This is a genomic window from Allobosea sp. RCC_152_1, from assembly GCF_041360765.1.
Taxonomy (GTDB): Bacteria; Pseudomonadota; Alphaproteobacteria; order Rhizobiales; family Beijerinckiaceae; genus Allobosea; species Allobosea spartocytisi.
The window spans coordinates 79,831-97,629 of the sequence record NZ_JBFUPU010000009.1 but is presented as its reverse complement, the minus strand read 5'-3'; the positions used below and the strand labels follow the sequence as shown (position 1 = coordinate 97,629).

Sequence of the window (17,799 nt, the reverse complement as noted above, 5' to 3'; positions counted from 1 at the left end):
CCTTCATCCGGGAATGCGGTTGAGCCATAATCCGGCAGCGTCGCTAGGATGCGGCGGGTCCACGACATCGCGCGAGAGCCCGAGGTCGCAAAGCGCGCGGTCGTCCAGCATGGCGAGGCGGCGCTGCGTGCGGGCAACAGCCGCATGACGCTGCCAGGACGCCAGCAGGCCGAGCAGGAAGGAGGCGCCGGCCCGGGGGGCGAGCGGTGCCGTTTGCGATAGGCAGGTCATGATCCGATCCTCGGAGGGGGCAGGCGATGCGCCTGGTGGTGTGAGGTGAATCTGAGCCGGATGGCGCGGGACGACAAAGCGGAAGATTGTCACCTGCCATAAAGAGGGCTTATGGTTCGGCATGCCCGCGCATCCGCCGCCGCCACCAAAGCTTCCTCCGCTCGCCGCGGTCCGCGTTTTCGAGGCTGCGGCGCGCCACCAGAACTTCACCCGCGCGGCCGAGGAACTCGGCATGACGCAGGCGGCGGTGAGCTACCAGATCCGCTTGCTGGAGGACCGAGTGGGCGCCGCGCTGTTCGTGCGCCAGCCCCGCCAGGTCGTGCTGACGGCGATCGGGCAACGCCTCGCCGGGCCGGTGGCGAAGGCGCTCGCCGATATCGGCACGGTGTTTCGCGATCTCTGCGAGGAAAACCAGACGGTCCTGACGATCTCGGCGTTGCAGACGATGGCGATCACCTGGCTTTCACCGCGCCTCGCCCAGTTCCAGATCGAGAACCCGCAATTCGAGGTGCGGGTCGGGACCTCGGAGCATCTCGTCAACTTCGCGACGGAGTCGGTCGACCTGGCCTTGCGCTTCGGGATGGGCGAATGGCCCGGGCTGGTCGCGGAGAAGCTCTTCGCCTGCCACTACGCACCGCTCTGCACGCCGGAACTGCGCGAGCGGCTGCAATTGCGCGAGCCGCAGGACCTGCTGCGGGCCCCGCTGCTCAGCCCGACGGATGATTGGTGGGCAAACTGGTTCGCCGATGTCGGTATCGCGGCGCCGAAGCCCGGCGGACGGGCCACGATGGCGTTATCGATGCAGGCGATGAACATCCAGGCGGCGCTGCGCGGGCATGGCGTCGCGATGGCGGCGCCGGAACTCTTCGCCTATGACATCGCGGCCGGGCGGCTGGTCTTCGCCATTGAACACGCAGTGCGGGGCGACCGCTCCTATTGGATCGTCTATCCACCGGAGCGCCAGCGCGAGCGCAAGATCAGGTTGTTCCGCGACTGGATTCTGGCGGAGGCCCGGGCAGCTTCCATGAAGCTGCCCGTACTCGAGGGAAGCCGGAGCGCGACCGCCCCGGCTGCCTGATCGTCCGGATCAGGCCTGTTCCTGCTCCGACTTGATGATCTCCGGCCCGACCTTGCCGTCGAGATAGACGCCGACCTGTTCCATGAGCTGCTCGACGCGACCGTCGAAGAAGTGGTTCGCGCCCTCGACCACGGCATGCTCGATCTGGATGCCCTTCTGGGTCTTCACCTTCTCGATCACCGCCATCACCTCCTTGACCGGGGCGACGCGATCCTCCGAGCCATGGACGAACAGGCCGGAAGACGGGCAGGGCGCCAGGAAGGAGAAATCGTAGCGGTTCGCCATCGCCGCGATCGAGAGAAAGCCCTCGATCTCGGGGCGGCGCATCAGCAATTGCATGCCGATCCAGGCGCCGAAGGAAACGCCCGCGATCCAGCAGTTCTTGGCCTCGGGGTTGAGCGCCTGCATCCAGTCGAGCGCGGCAGCCGCGTCCGAGAGCTCGCCGGCGCCGTGGTCGAAATGGCCCTGGCTGCGGCCGACGCCACGGAAATTGAAGCGCAGCGCCGAGAAACCCCGGTTCACGAAGGTGTAGAACAGGTTGTAGACGATCTGGTTGTTCATCGTCCCGCCGAATTGCGGGTGCGGATGCAGGATGATCGCCAGCGGCGCGCCCCGCTTCTTGGCGGGCTGGTAGCGCCCCTCGATCCGGCCTGCCGGACCGTTGAAAATCACCTCTGGCATCGTCTTACCGCCTTTTGTTGACGATGCCGGCAGGGGCGGAGCCTGGGGCGGCCGAATGCCGCTCCTAAAGCCCGCCGCCCTTGACGGCACCACCTCGTGCGCCCTAGATAAAGAGCGCTTAGAATGGTTCTAACAGCCGTGAACGAACGAAGAACAAAACGGTATGCCGCTCTCGGAAACCGGTTCGACCTCGTTCTGGCCGGTTCGGACGGGCGGCTATAGCACGGCGCACAGGTGCGATTTCAAGCATTTCGTGTCGAGCCCGTGAGATCGCGGCCCGCGATGAAGAAGATGGAGCAGGCAGGACGGTGATGGCGGCAAGGCGCGCCTATCTCGACCACAATGCCACGACCCCGGTGCGGCCGGAGGCGGTGGAGGCGGTCGCGCATGCGTTGGCCCTGCCCGGCAACCCGTCCTCCGTCCATGGCGAAGGGCGCGCGGCCCGCGGCGCGATGGAACAGGCGCGCGAGCAGGTCGCCGCGCTCGTCGGTGCGAAGGCCGCGAATATCGTCTTCACCAGCGGCGGCACCGAGGCGAATGTCACCGTGCTCTCGCCCGGACTGATGGATTGCGATGGCGGCCGCGATTGTGTGCGGGTCCCGGCGTCGCTCCTGCTTCGCAGCGCGAGCGAACATGCCTGCGTGCGCGATGGACATCGCTTCGCCGCCGGTTCCGCCGAGGAAATCCCTGTCGATGGCGACGGGCTCGTCGATCTCGTCTGGCTGGAGGCGCGGCTTGCCCGCTTCGCCGCCGAGATGCCTGGCGCGCGGGCGCTGGTCTCGATCCATCTCGCCAATAACGAGACCGGAGTGATCCAGCCGGTCGCCGAGGCCGCTGTCATCGTTCACCGTCATGGCGGGCTTTTGCACAGCGATGCCGTGCAGGCTGCCGGCAAGATACCGGTCGATATCGTGGCGCTCGGTGCCGATGCGCTGACGCTGTCGGCCCATAAGATCGGCGGGCCGAAGGGGATCGGCGCTATCGTCTTCCGCACCGGCGCGCTCGAACTCGCGGACAAGCCGATGCGTGGCGGTGGTCAGGAGCGTGGCTGGCGGGCTGGAACCGAAAACTTGCCGGGAATCATTGGCTTCGGCGCCGCGGCTGAAGTTGCGCGCAAGGTTCTGGGCGAGGAGGCGGCCCGGCTTGCCGTGTTGCGCGACAGGCTCGAAGCCGGCTTGTTGGCGCTTGCGCCGGAGACCGCGATCTTCGGCCGCCCGGTGGAACGCCTGCCCAATACCAGCGCCTTCGCGACGCCCGGCCTGAAGGCCGAGACGCTTCTGATCAAGCTCGACCTGATGGGCGCTGCGCTGTCCTCCGGTTCGGCCTGCTCCTCGGGGAAGGTCAAGCGTTCGCATGTGCTCGATGCGATGAAAATCGACCCTGCCATGAGCGCAGGGGCCTTGCGGGCCTCGCTCGGATGGACCACCTGCGAGGCGGACATCGATCTTTTCCTCGCGGCCTACGAAAAGCTCGTGGCTGCGCAAGCCGATCGGGGCGCCCGGGCTGCCGCCTGACGCGTTCCGCAACACGAAGAAATTGAACCGGCGGGCCTTGAACCCGCACTGGAGACTGAGAAATGGCAGCGGTCCAGGAGACCATCGATCAGGTCAAGTCGATCGACGTGACCGAATACAAATACGGCTTCGTCACGGAGCTCGAGGTCGACAAGCCGGCCAAGGGCCTGACCGAAGACACCGTGCGCTACATCTCTGCGCGCAAGAACGAGCCCGAATGGATGCTCGAATGGCGGCTCGACGCCTTCCGTCGCTGGAAGACCATGACCGAACCGACCTGGTCGCGCGTGAACTATCCGCCGATCGACTACCAGGACCTCTACTACTATGCCGCGCCGAAGAAGGGCGCTTCGCCGAAGTCCCTCGACGAGGTCGATCCGGCGATCCTTGAGACCTACAAGAAGCTCGGCATCCCGCTGCGCGAGCAGGAAATCCTCGCCGGCGTCGCGCCGGAGAACCGCGTCGCCGTCGATGCGGTGTTCGATTCCGTTTCAGTGGTCACGACCTTCAAGAAGGAGCTGGCGCAGGCCGGCGTGATCTTCTGCTCGATCTCGGAAGCGATCCAGGAACACCCCGAGCTGGTGAAGAAGTATCTCGCCACCGTGGTGCCGGTGACGGACAATTATTTCGCCACGCTCAACAGCGCGGTCTTCACCGACGGCTCCTTCGTCTATGTGCCGAAGGGCGTGCGCTGCCCGATGGAGCTGTCGACCTATTTCCGCATCAACGAGCAGAACACCGGCCAGTTCGAGCGCACGCTGATCATCGCCGACGAGGGCGCTTATGTCAGCTATCTTGAAGGCTGCACGGCTCCCAAGCGCGACGAGAACCAGCTCCACGCGGCGGTGGTCGAGCTGATCGCGCTCGACGATGCCGAGATCAAGTACTCGACCGTGCAGAACTGGTATCCGGGCGATGCCGAGGGCAAGGGCGGCATCTACAACTTCGTGACCAAGCGCGGCGATTGCCGCGGCAAGAACTCGAAGATCTCGTGGACGCAGGTCGAAACAGGATCGGCGATCACCTGGAAATACCCGTCCTGCATCCTGCGCGGCGACGGCTCGCGCGGCGAGTTCTACTCGATCGCGGTGTCGAACGGGGCGCAGCAGGTCGATAGCGGCACCAAGATGCTGCATCTCGGCAAGAACACGACCTCGAAGATCATCGCCAAGGGCATCGCGGCCGGCAAGTCCGACTCGACCTATCGCGGCATGGTTTCGGCCCATCGCAAGGCGACGGGCGCGCGCAACTTCACCAACTGCGACTCGCTGCTGATCGGCGACCAGTGCGGCGCGCACACCATCCCCTATATCGAGGCCAAGACCGCGACCGCGATCTTCGAGCATGAGGCGACGACCTCGAAGATTGGCGAGGACCAGCTCTTCTACTGCCAGCAGCGCGGCCTCTCCGAGGAGGAGGCGGTGGCGCTGATCGTCAACGGCTTCGTCAAGGAGGTGCTGCAGCAGCTCCCGATGGAATTCGCCGTCGAGGCGCAGAAGCTGATCACCATTTCCCTTGAAGGCTCCGTGGGCTGACGCCCGATCGTTTCCGAGATGCCCGGGGCAAGCCCGGGCATGATGCCGAGACCAAGCGCGTCATGGTCGGGCCCGACCCGACCATCTCCTGCAAGATGGAACTCTGAACAATGCTCGAAATTCGCAATCTGGTCGTCAAGATCGCCGACGAGGACAAGCAGATCCTCAATGGCCTCAACCTCACCGTGAATGATGGCGAGGTCGCCGCGATCATGGGGCCGAACGGCTCCGGCAAGTCGACCCTGTCCTATGTCATCGCCGGCAAGGAGGACTATGAGGTCCTCGACGGCGAGATCCTGCTCAACGGCGAGAACGTGCTGGAGATGGAGGCCGATGCCCGCGCCGCCGCCGGCATCTTCCTGGCCTTCCAGTACCCGCTGGAGATCCCCGGCGTCGCCACCATGACCTTCCTGAAGGCCGCGATGAATGCGCAGCGCAAGGCGCGCGGGCAGGACGAGCTTCTGACGCCGGACTTCATCAAGCAGGTCAATGCCGCTGCCGACAAGCTCGGCATCGCCAAGGACATGCTGCGCCGGCCGCTCAATGTCGGCTTCTCCGGCGGTGAGAAGAAGCGCATGGAAATCCTTCAGATGGCTCTGCTTTCGCCGTCCATGTGCATTCTCGACGAGACCGATTCCGGCCTCGACATCGACGCGCTTCGCATCGTCGCCGAGGGCGTCAATGCGCTCCGCGACAAGAATCGCGGCTTCCTCGTCATCACCCACTATCAGCGCCTGCTCGACCATATCGTGCCGGACACCGTCCACGTCATGTCGAAGGGCAAGATTGTGAAGACCGGCGGCAAGGAGCTGGCGCTCGAGCTCGAAAAGTCGGGTTACGCGTCCTATGGGGAGGCCGCCTGATGGCCATCGTCACCCCGCTGAAGACGGCGGCCGAGCAGACGCTGATCCAGCAGTTCGCTGACAGCAAGGCCGAGCTGCCGGGCGGCCCGGCCGTGCGCAAGCTGCGCGAGGACGCCTTCGCCGGCTTCGAGGCCAAGGGCCTGCCGCATCGCCGGCTCGAATCCTGGCGCTATACCGACCTGCGCGCGCTGCTGCGCGAGGCCCGTCCGCTCGCCGACGGCGCCGCCGTCACCGAGGCGGTCAAGGCTCGCCTGGCCGCGCTGAAGCTCGACGGCCTGCGCCTCGTGCTGGTCGACGGCGTCTTCGCGCCCGACCTCTCGACGCTCGACGACATTCCGGAAGGCGTTTCGGTGCAGTCGTTGTCCGAGGCGCTGGTCTCGCCGCGCGAGGATCTGCCCCGCGTGCTGGCCGGCCCCTCGGTCGGCGCCGACGATACCGGGCTGATGCTCAATACCGCGCTGATGCGTGACGGCGTCTTCGTCGAGATCGCCGAGGGCCGGAATCTGGAGCAGCCGATCGTCATCGTCTCCCTCGCTTCCGGCCATGAGGAGCGGGCGGTGTTCCACCGTTCGGTCGTGCTGGCGGCGCAGGGCAGCCGGGCGACCATCGTCGAGGTCAGCGAGGCGGCCGGCGAGGCGGCCCAGCAGATCAACGGCGCCATCGTCTTCGAGACCGGCGACGAGAGCGAGATCCAGCATGTCCGCATCGTGACGCGGCAGGCCGCGGCGAGCGTGCAGGTGCAGAGCCTGCTCGCGACCGTCGGCGCCCAGGCCAAGTTCGACTCCTTCGCCTTCGTCGCCAGGGCCGGCACGCTGCGCCAGCAGCATTTCGTCCGCTTTGCCGGCGAGCACAGCGAAATCGGCCTGCGCGGCGTCAATCTGCTGCGCGGCTCGGAGCATTCCGACGTCACGCTGATCGTCGACCACGAGGTGCCGCACGGCACCAGCCGCGAATTGTTCAAGACGATCGCGAGCGGCGAGTCGACCGGCGTCTTCCAGGGCAAGGTGGTCGTGCGCCCGCATGCGCAGAAGACCGATGGCAGCATGAAGAGCAACGCGCTGCTGCTGAATGACGGCGCGACGATGTTCAACAAGCCGGAGCTCGAGATCTTCGCTGACGACGTGGTCTGCGGCCATGGCGCGACCGTCGCGCAGATCGACGGCGACCAACTCTTCTACCTGATGGCGCGCGGCCTGCCGCGGCCCCAGGCGGAGGCGCTGGTGCTGCAGGCCTTCGCCGGCGAGGCAGCCGAGTTCATCGGCGACGAGAATGTGCGCGAGCTCGTCATGCACGAGGTCGAGTCCTGGCTCCAGGCCCGCGAGGCCGCCTCCGAGGTGAGCACCGTCTGATGCCCTACATCAATCTCCAGATCACGAAGGGCGCGACGCGCGAACAGAAGGCGCAGATCGTCAAGGAGTTCACCGAGACCCTGGTGAAGGTGCTCGGCAAGAACCCGCAGAACACCCATATCGTGATCCAGGAGATCGAGCGGGAGGATTGGGGGCATGCCGGCGCGCTCGTCGCCGACCGGCAGCCCGGTACCGGAAAGGCGTGAGCATATGAACGCGGTGACCGGCCAGCCCGTACTGAAGCCCTATGACGTCGCGACGATCCGGCGGGATTTCCCGATCCTGTCGCGCGAGGTCTATGGCAAGCCGCTCGTCTATCTCGACAACGCGGCCTCGGCCCAGAAGCCGAACGTGGTGATCGATACGATGTCGAAGCTGATGCGCGAGGATTATTCCAACGTCCATCGCGGGCTGCATTACCTCGCCAATGCCTCGACCGAAGCCTATGAGGCGGCGCGCGAAAGCGCGGGGCGCTTCCTCAACGCCAAGCATCTCGAGGAGATCGTCTTCACGCGCTCCTCGACCGGCGCGCTCAACACCGTCGCGTCCTCGCTCGGGCGCCACCTGAACCTCGGCGAGGGCGACGAGATCATCGTCTCGATCCTCGAGCACCACTCCAACATCGTGCCCTGGCATTACTGGCGCGAGCGGCATGGCGCCGTGCTGAAATGGGCACCGATCGACGAGGACGGCAATTTCCTCATCGAGGAATTCGAGAAGCTGATCACCCCGCGCACCAAGGTCGTGGCGCTGACGCATATGTCGAACGCGACCGGCACCATCGTGCCGATCGCCGAGGTGGCGAAGATCTGCCTGGCGCATGGCATCCCGCTCGTCGTCGACGGCAGCCAGGGCGCGGTGCATCTGCCGGTCGACGTGCAGGCGCTGGGCTGCGACTTCTATGCTTTCACCGGCCACAAGACCTATGGACCGACCGGTTCCGGCGTGCTCTGGGGCCGCAAGGAATGGCTCGACAAGCTGCCGCCCTATGAAGGCGGCGGCGAGATGATCGTGACCGTCACGGAAGACACCGTGACCTATAACGACCCGCCGCACCGTTTCGAGGCCGGCACGCCGGCGATCGTCGAGGCTGTGGGGCTGGGCGTCGCGCTGGACTACATGATGGCGCTCGGCCGCGAGAACATCGCCGCCCATGAGGCGAAGCTCGGCGCCTATGCGATGGAACGTCTCGGCGAGATGAATTCGATCCGCATCTTCGGCAAGGCACGGGAGAAGGGTGCGATCGTCGCCTTCGAGATGAAGGGCGCCCATGCCCATGACGTCGCGACTGTGATCGACCGCGCCGGTGTCGCAGTTCGCGCGGGTACCCATTGCGCGATGCCGCTTTTGGCACGATATGGGGTGACATCGACCTGCCGCGCCTCCTTCGGCCTCTACAACACGCTGGAAGAGGTCGACAAGCTGGTGGAAGCCCTGCGGAAGGCCGAAAACCTGTTCGCATGATATCGAGGATACGAGCCTTGGCCACGTCCGAACCCATCGCGCTGAAGGAAGACGGCTTCAAGCCGAACGAGCCGCAGGTCGGCTCCGCCGCGTCGCTTCCGCCTGAGGAGATCGACCGGCTGACGGACGATATCGTCGCGGCGCTGAAGACGGTCTACGATCCCGAGATTCCGGCCGACATCTACGAGCTCGGCCTGATCTACCGTGTCGACATCGCCGATGACCGGCAGGTCACCATCGATATGACGCTGACCGCGCCGGGCTGCCCGGTCGCGGGAGAGATGCCGGGCTGGGTCGAGAATGCGGTCAGCACCGTCAACGGCATCGCGGGTGTCACGGTCAACATGACCTTCGATCCGCCCTGGGATCAGTCGCGCATGTCCGACGAGGCCCGCGTCGCGCTCGACATGTGGTGAGCGCGACACCGGTCGCGTTGATGGATCGCATCTCATCGCTTCATTGGTGCTGAGCCCGCTCCGCTGGCAGGAATAGGCGCGTCATCCGCTCCCGGAGCTTGCCATGCCTAGCTTTCCCTACGAGACCGTCGACGTCTTCACCGACCGCCCCTTCGGCGGCAACCAACTCGCCGTCTTCACCGATGCGCGCGGGCTCTCGGACGCGCAGATGCAGTCGCTTGCGGCCGAGATGAACTATAGCGAGACGACCTTCGTCCTGCCCCCGGACGATCCGGCCAACGACGCCAGGGTCCGGATCTTCACGCGCGCGCATGAAATGCCGTTCGCCGGCCACCCCAATGTCGGAACGGCCTTCGTGCTCGCACGCCACGGTCGCGACCGTGGCGGCGTGCTGCGCTTCGAGGAAATTGCCGGGCTGGTCGAGGTGAAGGTCGCGCGCGATGCCGCAGGCACCGTCACCGGCGCGACGATTGCCGCCCCGCAGGCCCTGACGAAGAGCATCGAATTGCCGGCCGACGCGATCGCCGGCTGCGCCGGTCTTTCGCCTTCAGATATCGTCGTGACGAACCACCGGCCGGTGCGGGCCTCGGTCGGCGTTTTCTTCGTTCTCGCGGAGGTGACGCTGGAGGCGCTTTCGCGCGCCACGCCGGACCTCAGCCGGTTCCGGGCCGTCCGGGACAGCACGCCAGGCCTGGAGGGCCGCTTCTCGCTGTTCCTCTATGCGCGGGACGGCGCCAGCGATATCCGCGCCCGGATGTTCGCGCCGATCAGCGGCACATGGGAGGATCCGGCGACCGGCAGCGCCAGCGCCACGGTTGCCGCCCTGCTTCTCTCCCTCGGCAGCCAGGACGATGCGAGCTTCACGCTGACGCAGGGCGTCGAGATGGGCCGGCCCAGCCTTCTGCACCTGACCGCGCGCCGCGGCGAGGATGGCATCCGCGCCACCGTCGGCGGCTCCTGCGCGCAGATGTTCCAGGGCGAAGCGCTCCTATAGGCCCAGCTCCGCGCGCACCCGCTTCGTCAGCCCTGCGGCGGCGAGGCGGTGGCTTTCGCGCAGATAGTCCTGCAAGGCGTCGTCCGGCATGCTCTCGGGCGAAAGCCACTGGATCCATTTCATGCCGCGCGAGGCGAGGTAGGGCGCGGGCCTCAGGCCCGGCTGCTCCCTCAGAATGTCGAAAGCCAGCGGCGAGCATTTGAAGCTCACCGCCATCTCACCGTCCTCCTGCGGCCGCGCGATGGCGAAGACCTTGCCGCCGACCTTCCAGACATCCGCGCCGCCCCATTGCACGACATGGCTGGTCGCCGGCAGGGCGACGCAGAAGGCATTGTAGGCCGCTTGCAGCATGGGAAGCTCAGTAGCTGTCGGCGTCGATGCCGTAGCGGGCGGCGGCGGCCTTGATCTGCGACCAGGTCTCGTCGTCGAGCGGGATGCCGGCGGCGGCGCGCTCGATCCGGACCTTCCGCTCCTTGTCTCCCGGCGCCAGGACGGGGTTGGCCGGATCCTGCGGCTTGGCGGCGCGCACGAAGGCGAGGTAGCTGTCGATGCGGCTCTTGCGCAGCCCGGCATCGGGCTCGAGCCGGGCAGGGTCGATCAGCACGCCGAAGAGCGAATTGATGGTCCAGCTCTTTTGCGGCTTCTGGTCGATGCGCGCCGCACCCATCAGCCCCGCCGAGAGCAATTCGGCGATCAGCGAAAGGCCGGCGCCCTTATGGTCGCCGAAGGGCAGCAGCGCGCCGAGCGGCCGGTCCGGGCTGGCGAAGACATGGGAAGGGTCGGTCGTGGGGCGGCCCTCGCCGTCGATGATGTAGCCGGGCGGCACCTGCTCGCCCTTGTTGAGCGCGACGCGGGCCTTGCCATGCGCCATGCGGCTCGTCGCGAAATCGAGGATCAGCGGATCGCCGCCGGGGACGGGAATGCCGATCGCATGCGGGTTCGTGCCGAAGCGTGCTTCCTTGGCAGCGAAGGGTGCGACGATCGGCGGCCGGCCGGCGACATTGACCCAGAAGAAGGAGATCAGCCCGGCCGCCGCCGCAACCTCGGCATAATGGCCGATGCGGCCGATATGGTGCGAATCGAGCAGGTTGACGATGGCGACGCCACCGGTCCTGGCCATCTCGACGGCGCGGTCGACGGCGTTGCGCGCGGTGGGCTGGCCGATGGCGATGTTGCCGTCGACGATCAGGAAGGGCGCCGCGTCGAGGCGGATCTCGCCCTTCGATTCGGGTTTGAGGTTTCCGTCGGCAAGGGACTGGAAATACAGCGGTATCATCCCGACGCCGTGGCTGTCATGGCCGCTCAGATTGGCGAGGACGAGGTGGTCGGCGGTCTCCTCGGCCTCCTGCGCGCTCCAGCCGGCCCTGGTGACCATGTCGCGGACGAGGGAGCGGAGGGCTTCGGGGCGGTGCAGGCGTTGAGGCATGGCTTCCCTGACGCTGGGATCGAAGGCGCTCCAGAGTGCATGCCGGAGGGCGAACCGCAATGCATGGCGCGCGAGGATGCCGGCGCATGAACGCATGGCGCGCCACCTGTGTCGCGCCGCACCTCGACGGAAGCGCCTGCAATCCCTATGTTAGGTTCATCATCTTGCTTCACCGGGCCTTGAACCCGGTCGAGGAGGGACAACAATGTTTTCGATACCCGGGCTGAAGGTCATCTCTCTGACCGATGCAGCCGCTGCCCGCATCCGCGAGATCATGGCGCAGAGCGCGGGCGATGCCGCGCCGGCGCTCGGCCTCAGGGTCGGCGTGAAGAAGGGCGGCTGCGCCGGCATGGAGTACACCTTCGAGATCGCCCGCGAGATCAACAAGGGTGACGAGGTCGTTTCCGAGAAGGACGCGACCGTGATCGTCGATGCCAAGGCGGTGCTGTTCCTGCTCGGCACGGAGCTCGACTTCAGGACCGATCGCTTTTCCTCGACCTTCGTCTTCAACAACCCCAACCAGGTCTCGGCCTGCGGTTGCGGCGAATCGGTCGAGATCAAGCCGCGTGGCGAGAGCGCCCTCGCGGCGTCCTGAGCGGCGTCAGGCGACGCGGCTCGCGAGTTCCACAGCTTCCTCGGTGACGGTGCGGTTGCGGCCGTCGCGCTTGGCCCGCATCATCGCCTGATCGGCCCGGTCGACGAGGGAGCCGGCGGTGTCGCCGCGGCGATACATGGCGACGCCGAGCGAGATCGTGATGCGGCCAAGGTTCTCGTTGGTCGAGCGCTTGATCAGCTCGCGGGTGAGCAGGGCCTGGCGCACCGTCTCGGCGCCGAACTTTCCGGCGATCAGGTCGGCCTCCGGCAGGATGATCGCGAACTCCTCGCCGCCGAAGCGGCTGATGACCGCCTTGTCCTTGAACTTGTCCTTCATCGTGCGTGCGACGAGGCGCAGCACCTGATCGCCCGTCAGGTGTCCATGGGCGTCGTTGAAGCGCTTGAAGAAGTCGATATCGGCCATCACCAGCGCGAAGGGCTCGCGCCGAAGCGTGGCCTGGTCGATCGATTTCTGCAGCATCTCCTCGAAATGGCGGCGGTTGGCGAGGCCGGTCAACGGATCGGTCAGGGCTTCGGCGCGCGTCGATTCCAGCGCCTCGCGCAGGTTGCGGATCTCGTTGGAGCTGTTGCGCAGCTCCGCCTCGAGCTGGGTCTTGCGCGTCACTTCCTCGCGGGTCGACATCACCAGCGCCTCGACCCATTCGCGCAGCTTCTGCCGGTCGGTCATCGGTGGGACGTCTTCCGACATCGCCGCCAGCCTGCCGTGATAGAGCTCGCTGGAGCCGAGCGCCTTGTCGATCAGCGCCATCATGCTGTCGATCTCGCCCAGCACCTGCAGGCTGGTGCGCTCCGCCTGTCGCGAAAAGCGCTCGGTATTGATGAAGCGCTCATAGAGGCTGTCGATATCGGCGGCTGTGACCTTGCCGTCGCTGCCGGCGAGGATGGCGTTCAGCGCCAGGCTGACCGCCGGCATCTCGCCGCTCAGATGGGCATACCAGACCTCGAAGGCGCGCGGATAGCTCGGTGAATCATGCTGCCGCATGGCCGCGACGACGCGCTCGGCCAGGTCGTGATGGGCGGAAACCGGGGCTTCGTCCATATCATGCCATTCCCGTGCGAAGCGGGTCGCGGCTTTCGGCCACGTCGACTTCGATCATTCAATCGAAGCGGGACATCCTGTCCTTAAATCGGGGCCGGCATCCTGCTAACCCGTTGATTTATATGGCGTCAGACTTCTTCCCGCGTCACCGATCGACCCCGGCGGTCACAGGATGTGACACGTCCAGGGTCAGAGGGGACATTATCCCGCAGCCGTTAACCGTGCGTAACCGGCGGCTGCTTTTCGAGGACCGCAACGGCGGCCCTCAGGTTGTCCGGGGCGAGGTGCCCGTAGCGCTCGGTCATGGTGATCGAGGCGTGGCCGAGCCACTTCTGGACGACCTGGAGAGGCACCCCGCGTTGGACCATCCGGGAGGCACAGGTGTGCCTGCAGATGTACGGGATGAAATGCTCGTCGTCAGTCATCTCCAGGGCCTTGCGGGCTCGGTTCCAGACCGGGGTCATCCAGTTGTTGTCGAAGGGGAAGAGCACGCCAGCCTTGAGCCGGCGCTTCATCAGTTCCTTCACGCGGCTGGTCATCGGGATCGACCTGGGCACGTCGTTCTTGGTCTGCCAGATCGAGATCAGGCCAGTCTTCAGGTCCACGTCGATGGGCTTGAGCCGGTAGAGTTCCGAGGGGCGCATCCCGGTGTCGATCAGGACCGAGATCGCATCGACATGGTCCGCCTTGCCGTAGCTCAGGAGCTTGGCGAGGAGCTTCGTCTCTTCCTCTTCCGACAGCCAGCGGATGCGGCCCCCAGTCTCCTCCTCACGCTCGATGGTCGGGAAGGTGGCGATGACGCCGCGCTTCACCGAGTAGCGGAAGACCTTCGACATGACGGCCAACTTCCGGTTGATCGTCGGCCCCGACATCTTCTTCACGACCGAGAGGTGCGTGATCAGGTCGTCCATCCTGTTGGTGTTGATGGCCGAGATGTCAGCGTCCTCGCCGAAGAAGTCCATCAGCTGATCGATGCTGGTGCGGACGTGCCTGTGGTTGCGACTGCCGGCCCAGTGCTTGGTGAAGCACCCCTCCATGGCCTCGCGGAGTGTCCCCGAGCCCGTCGCGGTCGCCCTAGGTGTACCCTCACGGCATGGATAACCCAGCCCGCTCATCACGGACTGTTGGACTTTCAGGTCCCAGGCCTTGGCCTCAGCCAGGGTAGGGAAGGTTTCCCGCTTCCGGCCTATGCCGGCAATTGAACGGTCCCACTGGAAGGACCCTGAGCGCAAACGTATAGCCATGGTGGCCTCATGCTCCTGTCATGTAGTGGGCGATGGACTGCACCAGCCGGACGCCAGCTGGTGTCAGGTGGCAGATATTGTTGCGGGCGTCTGCCGGGTCGCGTCCGTAGCTGATCAACGGCTTGCCCCAACCCTTCGCCAGGATGGCAGCGTCCCGGTTGACCGACGACTTGCCGATTTCAAGCCGCGTCCCGATGTCCTTCAACGAGATGCCGGGCCTGTCGGCGATCAGCAAAAGCATAGACGCCATCTGCATTGGCATGTTCGGGTTGAATTTGCGGAACTCTTCCGTGATCAGCAGTGCTCGACCCATCGAGTTTGGCATCTTGCTTCCTTGGTAATCGATTGAGCGTTAGGCAGAGGCGGCCGAGCCAGACTTCGAGCCCTGAAGGGTCCCGCTGAGTCGACCAGATCGGTTCGAGATGTCGGTTGTACGTCGCGCAGGACTCCCAGCCAAGCGCCGAGAGGTAGAAATGATCGCGCATCTTCTGTGTTCCTGAAGCGGCACCTTGGATAGGTGTCGGCGCATAAGCGCGGATTGGTCCCGGCCCCCTGATCTCAACGTCTTAGCCGGGATAGCTCGCCCATATGAGTCCCTCTTTACCGGTTGGCAATCGCCGTTTTTTTGTCCCGGTTCCTGTCCGAGGGATGTTGTGACACCGCGACAACGCGTCGCATGGTGCTCTTTTCGTTAACAAAATGAGTCCATTGGTCTCATCAGGTGGACCCTTAGCCCACGACGGCGCACGGTTGTGCACCGTTTCGACCTAACGTCAGGTTGTACTAGGTGGGACTCCCCTATGCGCTGGTTGAATGACGCTGGAGCTTTTGGCGCAGCCGGCGCAGGGAAACCTGCTCGACCGAACGATAGACCCAGGTGGTGATCACCGTTAGCACGAAGATGAGCCCAATGAGTTCGAACATGTGTTCCGCCGCCTTATGGTTCCGTCATGAACTAACGGAGTCGGCGGCTCGGGTCTAGCTCAGGCAGAACCATAGGCCTGCGATGGCCCAGAGGACCACCACCAGGAGCATGCGGTTGTCGCTGGGGCCGAAGGAGGGGCGTCTCAATCGCAGGAGTTCTTGAGCATCGCACAGAGGCGCAGGTAAGCCGCCCGCTGTTCTGCCTTCTCCTCGGCGCTCTTGGGGGGCGGGAGGGCCGCGCTCTGCTCGATCTCGCTGATGTGCCCTCGCAGTTCCAGGGCCTCGACACGCTGCTGTAGATCGCGTGTCGCAGTGTCGTCCGCGAGTGCGGCTGTTGACATCACCAGGGCGGACAGGGCGAGGCAGCGTAGGAGCATGCCCCGTGTTTACTCCAGGCCGCGAGGTCCCGCAATCAGGTGGCCACGGTGGGGACGGGCAGGGTGTCTACCAAGGTCGCGGCAGCCTTGCGAAACATGATCTGCATCTCGCCCTCCAGGACGTCCGCAGGAGCCACCTCAAAGACCTTCATGACGGCGCCGAGCTTGCCCATCTCGACGCGGATCGCCTCGCTATCGAACCAGCGGAGGAGGTGAGGGACATCGCGGAAGCCGCAGAAGAAATCCCTGGGATAGCCGCGCTCCTCCCAGGCAGGGACGTCCGTGTACGGGCTGGGGTGGCGATAGGGGCACTGGGCGTCATCGCCCTCGACCCCAGCAGCGGCGCGAGCGTCGTAGACGATCCCGGCGTTGAAAATGCCTTGGCCCTTGGCGCTCTCCAGTCGGTAAACCTTCATCTCGATCTCCATCGGTCTCGTCAGGTGGACCCTCAGCCCACGACGAGGCCCGTGCGGACCCCGTTTCGACCTCACTTCGATTGAATGCGGACCGTGCCGCGCCAGCCGGCCAGGAGGCGGGCGACCTGGATTGCCTCGCGCCTGGAGAACTTGCCGGGCAGCTGGTGGCCCCCGGTCTCGACGCGCCAGCGGCCATTCTGGCGATAGACGTGGTAGGTCATCAGCAGGCCCTCCCGTGGGCACGGAACTGGCGAACGAAAGCGACGACGGCAGCGGTCGTCATGGTGACCGCGAGAGGCCCGAAGGTGAGCAGGCAAGCGGTCTGGTTGGGGTCGAGCCCGAGCATCATTGCTTGGCCCTCGCGCTCTCTTCCGCCGTCATCTGGCAGGGGTCGAAGGCGAGGATCGCAGCCTTGCGTTTGGCCCTGCCGCCCGGCGTGTGGGTCAGCAGGGCCATCTCGGCGGCGTCCTGAGTGAACTCGCGGTCATCCGTGGCGGCGTGGACGAACTTGCCCAGGCGGCCGGCGGCGGCGGAATAGGCGTTGTTTGCCTGCGCCGTCATGGCCCAACCGTACCAGTAGCCCGGCTGGGTCAGCCCCGGCTCCATATCGGCCCAGTCAGCGGCCTCTAGCGTCCCTGTGATGTTGGGGGCGAGGAAGGCGACGTCCCGCATGAGGACTCTGGTCGCATAGCCCATGACCTTGCGTGTTCTCGGGTCGTACAGGCGCCAAGCCCGAACGCGGCCCATCCATTCAACGCGAACCTTCATCGGTCAGCCCTCCAGGCTCGAAGGGCGCGGCAGTTCGCGCGGGTCCAGGGCGTCGAAATCGTCGTCGATCAGCATGGGAAAGCCCTCGTTTTGGCTCATCAGGACGGCTCATTGCCGCCGACCATCGGGCGCTTGTGGGCGCCCTAGGTTTCGCCAGGGTGGATGTAAGTGGACCCTTAAGTGGTGCAGAAGTGCTCGCGGCGGCGCGTCATGGATACGGCGCTTCGATGCGCGACGCGGTTCGGACGTAAGCGATTGCGGTCTCGGGGCTATACGCCTCGACGTAGCAGCAGAGGGTGCCGCCACGCGTCCACACCGCGCAGACACGGGAATGGCCCCAGTAGGCGCCGCCCCTGTCGTAGTAACCATCCCCGCCGCAGTGCCGGGCATAGAGCTTGCCCGTGTGATCAGCGAAGTCCTGCGGCGTGTTGCCGTGGCGGCCCATCGGGGCACCATAGCTGCCCTTGACGCGAGCGAAGGGATTGAAGCGAGCCATCAGAGCGTCTCCCCGCTGGTGGTGAAGCCGACCACCTCATCGCCCCAGATCGCGAATTGCGAGGCGGTGCTGTTGACGAAGACGTAGCCGGTGCCCTCGGGCGTCCCGCCGCCGTGCCAGTGTCCAGCCCATCCCATCTTACGGGCCAGCACCTTCGCAGCCTTGGCGTGGGCGTCTTCGGTTCGAAGGTCATAGCTGTAGGGGATGGTCACCGACCCGGCCGACGCTGTGGCCTTGATCCGGCTGCCTCGGCTATTCGTGGGGCCAAGGTATTTGGTGACGATGGCTTGGCGCATCATGGGCTTGCTCTCCGGTCAGAGTTGAGAGACATTCCCGGAGTGAGGAGCCGCAGCGTTAGCCGCGACCCCT

General features: G+C 65.5%; 24 protein-coding genes. 10 read left to right on the top strand and 14 right to left on the bottom strand.

All coding sequences use genetic code 11. From position 1 onward, the window contains the following. Positions 1-3: 3 nt before the first annotated feature. Positions 4-231 (bottom strand): DUF1127 domain-containing protein, encoded by a 228-nt coding sequence (locus AB6806_RS24000; RefSeq protein WP_142020999.1) that lies wholly within the window; start codon positions 229-231, stop codon positions 4-6. 121 nt (positions 232-352) lie between these two features. On the opposite strand from AB6806_RS24000, the gene gcvA reads away from it, so the two are divergent. Continuing rightward, the gene (gcvA, locus tag AB6806_RS23995; protein WP_142020998.1) at positions 353-1,309 is read left to right on the top strand and encodes a transcriptional regulator GcvA; all 957 of its coding nucleotides are present in this window, start codon (positions 353-355) and stop codon (positions 1,307-1,309) included. A gap of 9 nt (positions 1,310-1,318) precedes the next feature. On the opposite strand, the gene AB6806_RS23990 is transcribed toward gcvA, so the two are convergent. Further along, positions 1,319-1,990, bottom strand: a complete 672-nt coding sequence (locus AB6806_RS23990; RefSeq protein WP_038365751.1) for an alpha/beta hydrolase — start codon at positions 1,988-1,990, stop codon at positions 1,319-1,321. Between the two features lie 311 nt (positions 1,991-2,301). Between AB6806_RS23990 and AB6806_RS23985 the strand changes: the two genes are divergently transcribed. The 8 genes from AB6806_RS23985 to AB6806_RS23950 all read left to right on the top strand — a co-directional run bounded on the left by AB6806_RS23985 (position 2,302) and on the right by AB6806_RS23950 (position 10,125). Then, positions 2,302-3,504 (top strand): cysteine desulfurase family protein, encoded by a 1,203-nt coding sequence (locus AB6806_RS23985; protein WP_185747844.1) that lies wholly within the window; start codon positions 2,302-2,304, stop codon positions 3,502-3,504. Between the two features lie 62 nt (positions 3,505-3,566). Continuing rightward, positions 3,567-5,039, top strand: coding sequence for a Fe-S cluster assembly protein SufB (sufB, locus tag AB6806_RS23980; RefSeq protein WP_038365754.1), 1,473 nt, complete (start codon positions 3,567-3,569; stop codon positions 5,037-5,039). Positions 5,040-5,149: 110 nt separating this feature from the next. Beyond that, positions 5,150-5,902, top strand: a complete 753-nt coding sequence (sufC, locus tag AB6806_RS23975; RefSeq protein ID WP_133564324.1) for a Fe-S cluster assembly ATPase SufC — start codon at positions 5,150-5,152, stop codon at positions 5,900-5,902. Then, a complete protein-coding gene (gene sufD / locus AB6806_RS23970) occupies positions 5,902-7,251 on the top strand; it encodes a Fe-S cluster assembly protein SufD (protein WP_370955716.1) in 1,350 nt (449 codons plus the stop codon). Before sufC ends, sufD begins: the two co-directional genes overlap by 1 nt. Then, the gene (locus tag AB6806_RS23965; RefSeq protein WP_038365758.1) at positions 7,251-7,457 is read left to right on the top strand and encodes a tautomerase family protein; all 207 of its coding nucleotides are present in this window, start codon (positions 7,251-7,253) and stop codon (positions 7,455-7,457) included. The genes sufD and AB6806_RS23965 overlap by 1 nt, the downstream gene beginning before the upstream one ends. A 4-nt stretch (positions 7,458-7,461) precedes the next feature. Then, the gene (locus AB6806_RS23960; protein WP_370955715.1) at positions 7,462-8,715 is read left to right on the top strand and encodes a cysteine desulfurase; all 1,254 of its coding nucleotides are present in this window, start codon (positions 7,462-7,464) and stop codon (positions 8,713-8,715) included. Positions 8,716-8,825: 110 nt separating this feature from the next. After that, positions 8,826-9,131: an SUF system Fe-S cluster assembly protein gene (locus tag AB6806_RS23955; protein ID WP_370955734.1), complete on the top strand. Its 306-nt coding sequence runs from the start codon at positions 8,826-8,828 to the stop codon at positions 9,129-9,131. A 103-nt stretch (positions 9,132-9,234) separates the two neighbouring features. Beyond that, complete coding sequence (locus AB6806_RS23950) at positions 9,235-10,125, top strand: PhzF family phenazine biosynthesis protein (protein ID WP_370955714.1); 891 nt, start codon at positions 9,235-9,237, stop codon at positions 10,123-10,125. Here AB6806_RS23950 and AB6806_RS23945 read toward each other — a convergent pair. Together AB6806_RS23945 and AB6806_RS23940 are read right to left on the bottom strand one after the other, a co-directional pair. Next, positions 10,120-10,476: an MmcQ/YjbR family DNA-binding protein gene (locus AB6806_RS23945; protein WP_370955713.1), complete on the bottom strand. Its 357-nt coding sequence runs from the start codon at positions 10,474-10,476 to the stop codon at positions 10,120-10,122. The genes AB6806_RS23950 and AB6806_RS23945 overlap by 6 nt on opposite strands. Positions 10,477-10,483: 7 nt before the next feature. After that, complete coding sequence (locus AB6806_RS23940; protein WP_142020994.1) at positions 10,484-11,647, bottom strand: malate/lactate/ureidoglycolate dehydrogenase; 1,164 nt, start codon at positions 11,645-11,647, stop codon at positions 10,484-10,486. Between the two features lie 109 nt (positions 11,648-11,756). Here AB6806_RS23940 and AB6806_RS23935 point away from each other — a divergent pair, with 109 nt between their 5' ends. Further along, positions 11,757-12,146, top strand: a complete 390-nt coding sequence (locus AB6806_RS23935) for a HesB/IscA family protein (protein ID WP_113252285.1) — start codon at positions 11,757-11,759, stop codon at positions 12,144-12,146. A gap of 6 nt (positions 12,147-12,152) precedes the next feature. Here AB6806_RS23935 and AB6806_RS23930 read toward each other — a convergent pair whose 3' ends face one another. The 10 genes from AB6806_RS23930 to AB6806_RS23885 all read right to left on the bottom strand — a co-directional run bounded on the left by AB6806_RS23930 (position 12,153) and on the right by AB6806_RS23885 (position 17,729). Next, a complete protein-coding gene (locus AB6806_RS23930; protein WP_038365768.1) occupies positions 12,153-13,205 on the bottom strand; it encodes a GGDEF domain-containing protein in 1,053 nt (350 codons plus the stop codon). Between the two features lie 215 nt (positions 13,206-13,420). Next, on the bottom strand, positions 13,421-14,167 hold the full coding sequence (locus tag AB6806_RS23925; protein ID WP_370955712.1) for a tyrosine-type recombinase/integrase: 747 nt from the start codon (positions 14,165-14,167) through the stop codon (positions 13,421-13,423). Positions 14,168-14,456: 289 nt separating this feature from the next. After that, entirely contained in the window at positions 14,457-14,762 is a 306-nt protein-coding gene (locus tag AB6806_RS23920) for a hypothetical protein (protein ID WP_370955711.1), read from the bottom strand. 485 nt (positions 14,763-15,247) lie between these two features. Further along, a complete protein-coding gene (locus tag AB6806_RS23915; RefSeq protein ID WP_370955710.1) occupies positions 15,248-15,373 on the bottom strand; it encodes a hypothetical protein in 126 nt (41 codons plus the stop codon). Between the two features lie 143 nt (positions 15,374-15,516). After that, positions 15,517-15,750, bottom strand: a complete 234-nt coding sequence (locus tag AB6806_RS23910; protein ID WP_370955709.1) for a hypothetical protein — start codon at positions 15,748-15,750, stop codon at positions 15,517-15,519. Between the two features lie 35 nt (positions 15,751-15,785). Further along, positions 15,786-16,178, bottom strand: coding sequence for a hypothetical protein (locus AB6806_RS23905; RefSeq protein ID WP_370955708.1), 393 nt, complete (start codon positions 16,176-16,178; stop codon positions 15,786-15,788). 59 nt (positions 16,179-16,237) lie between these two features. Continuing rightward, entirely contained in the window at positions 16,238-16,387 is a 150-nt protein-coding gene (locus AB6806_RS23900) for a hypothetical protein (protein WP_370955707.1), read from the bottom strand. Positions 16,388-16,511: 124 nt separating this feature from the next. Further along, positions 16,512-16,934, bottom strand: a complete 423-nt coding sequence (locus tag AB6806_RS23895; protein ID WP_370955706.1) for a hypothetical protein — start codon at positions 16,932-16,934, stop codon at positions 16,512-16,514. Between the two features lie 208 nt (positions 16,935-17,142). Further along, entirely contained in the window at positions 17,143-17,430 is a 288-nt protein-coding gene (locus AB6806_RS23890; RefSeq protein WP_370955705.1) for a hypothetical protein, read from the bottom strand. Then, a complete protein-coding gene (locus AB6806_RS23885) occupies positions 17,430-17,729 on the bottom strand; it encodes a hypothetical protein (RefSeq protein ID WP_370955704.1) in 300 nt (99 codons plus the stop codon). The genes AB6806_RS23890 and AB6806_RS23885 overlap by 1 nt, the downstream gene beginning before the upstream one ends. Between the last annotated feature and the right edge of the window lie 70 nt (positions 17,730-17,799).

Coding starts and splice junctions, on each gene's coding strand:
- AB6806_RS23895 (WP_370955706.1), bottom strand. CDS start 16,934: ATGAAGGTTCGCGTTGAATGGATGGGCCGCGTTCGGGCTTGGCGCCTG.
- AB6806_RS23990 (WP_038365751.1), bottom strand. CDS start 1,990: ATGCCAGAGGTGATTTTCAACGGTCCGGCAGGCCGGATCGAGGGGCGC.
- AB6806_RS23885 (WP_370955704.1), bottom strand. CDS start 17,729: ATGATGCGCCAAGCCATCGTCACCAAATACCTTGGCCCCACGAATAGC.
- AB6806_RS23945 (WP_370955713.1), bottom strand. CDS start 10,476: ATGCTGCAAGCGGCCTACAATGCCTTCTGCGTCGCCCTGCCGGCGACC.
- AB6806_RS23950 (WP_370955714.1), top strand. CDS start 9,235: ATGCCTAGCTTTCCCTACGAGACCGTCGACGTCTTCACCGACCGCCCC.
- AB6806_RS23910 (WP_370955709.1), bottom strand. CDS start 15,750: ATGCTCCTACGCTGCCTCGCCCTGTCCGCCCTGGTGATGTCAACAGCC.
- AB6806_RS23920 (WP_370955711.1), bottom strand. CDS start 14,762: ATGGGTCGAGCACTGCTGATCACGGAAGAGTTCCGCAAATTCAACCCG.
- gcvA (WP_142020998.1), top strand. CDS start 353: ATGCCCGCGCATCCGCCGCCGCCACCAAAGCTTCCTCCGCTCGCCGCG.
- AB6806_RS24000 (WP_142020999.1), bottom strand. CDS start 231: ATGACCTGCCTATCGCAAACGGCACCGCTCGCCCCCCGGGCCGGCGCC.
- sufB (WP_038365754.1), top strand. CDS start 3,567: ATGGCAGCGGTCCAGGAGACCATCGATCAGGTCAAGTCGATCGACGTG.
- AB6806_RS23985 (WP_185747844.1), top strand. CDS start 2,302: ATGGCGGCAAGGCGCGCCTATCTCGACCACAATGCCACGACCCCGGTG.
- sufD (WP_370955716.1), top strand. CDS start 5,902: ATGGCCATCGTCACCCCGCTGAAGACGGCGGCCGAGCAGACGCTGATC.
- AB6806_RS23925 (WP_370955712.1), bottom strand. CDS start 14,167: ATGGACTTCTTCGGCGAGGACGCTGACATCTCGGCCATCAACACCAAC.
- sufC (WP_133564324.1), top strand. CDS start 5,150: ATGCTCGAAATTCGCAATCTGGTCGTCAAGATCGCCGACGAGGACAAG.
- AB6806_RS23935 (WP_113252285.1), top strand. CDS start 11,757: ATGTTTTCGATACCCGGGCTGAAGGTCATCTCTCTGACCGATGCAGCC.
- AB6806_RS23905 (WP_370955708.1), bottom strand. CDS start 16,178: ATGGAGATCGAGATGAAGGTTTACCGACTGGAGAGCGCCAAGGGCCAA.
- AB6806_RS23930 (WP_038365768.1), bottom strand. CDS start 13,205: ATGGACGAAGCCCCGGTTTCCGCCCATCACGACCTGGCCGAGCGCGTC.
- AB6806_RS23890 (WP_370955705.1), bottom strand. CDS start 17,430: ATGGCTCGCTTCAATCCCTTCGCTCGCGTCAAGGGCAGCTATGGTGCC.
- AB6806_RS23940 (WP_142020994.1), bottom strand. CDS start 11,647: ATGCGTTCATGCGCCGGCATCCTCGCGCGCCATGCATTGCGGTTCGCC.
- AB6806_RS23900 (WP_370955707.1), bottom strand. CDS start 16,387: ATGACCTACCACGTCTATCGCCAGAATGGCCGCTGGCGCGTCGAGACC.
- AB6806_RS23960 (WP_370955715.1), top strand. CDS start 7,462: ATGAACGCGGTGACCGGCCAGCCCGTACTGAAGCCCTATGACGTCGCG.
- AB6806_RS23915 (WP_370955710.1), bottom strand. CDS start 15,373: ATGTTCGAACTCATTGGGCTCATCTTCGTGCTAACGGTGATCACCACC.
- AB6806_RS23965 (WP_038365758.1), top strand. CDS start 7,251: ATGCCCTACATCAATCTCCAGATCACGAAGGGCGCGACGCGCGAACAG.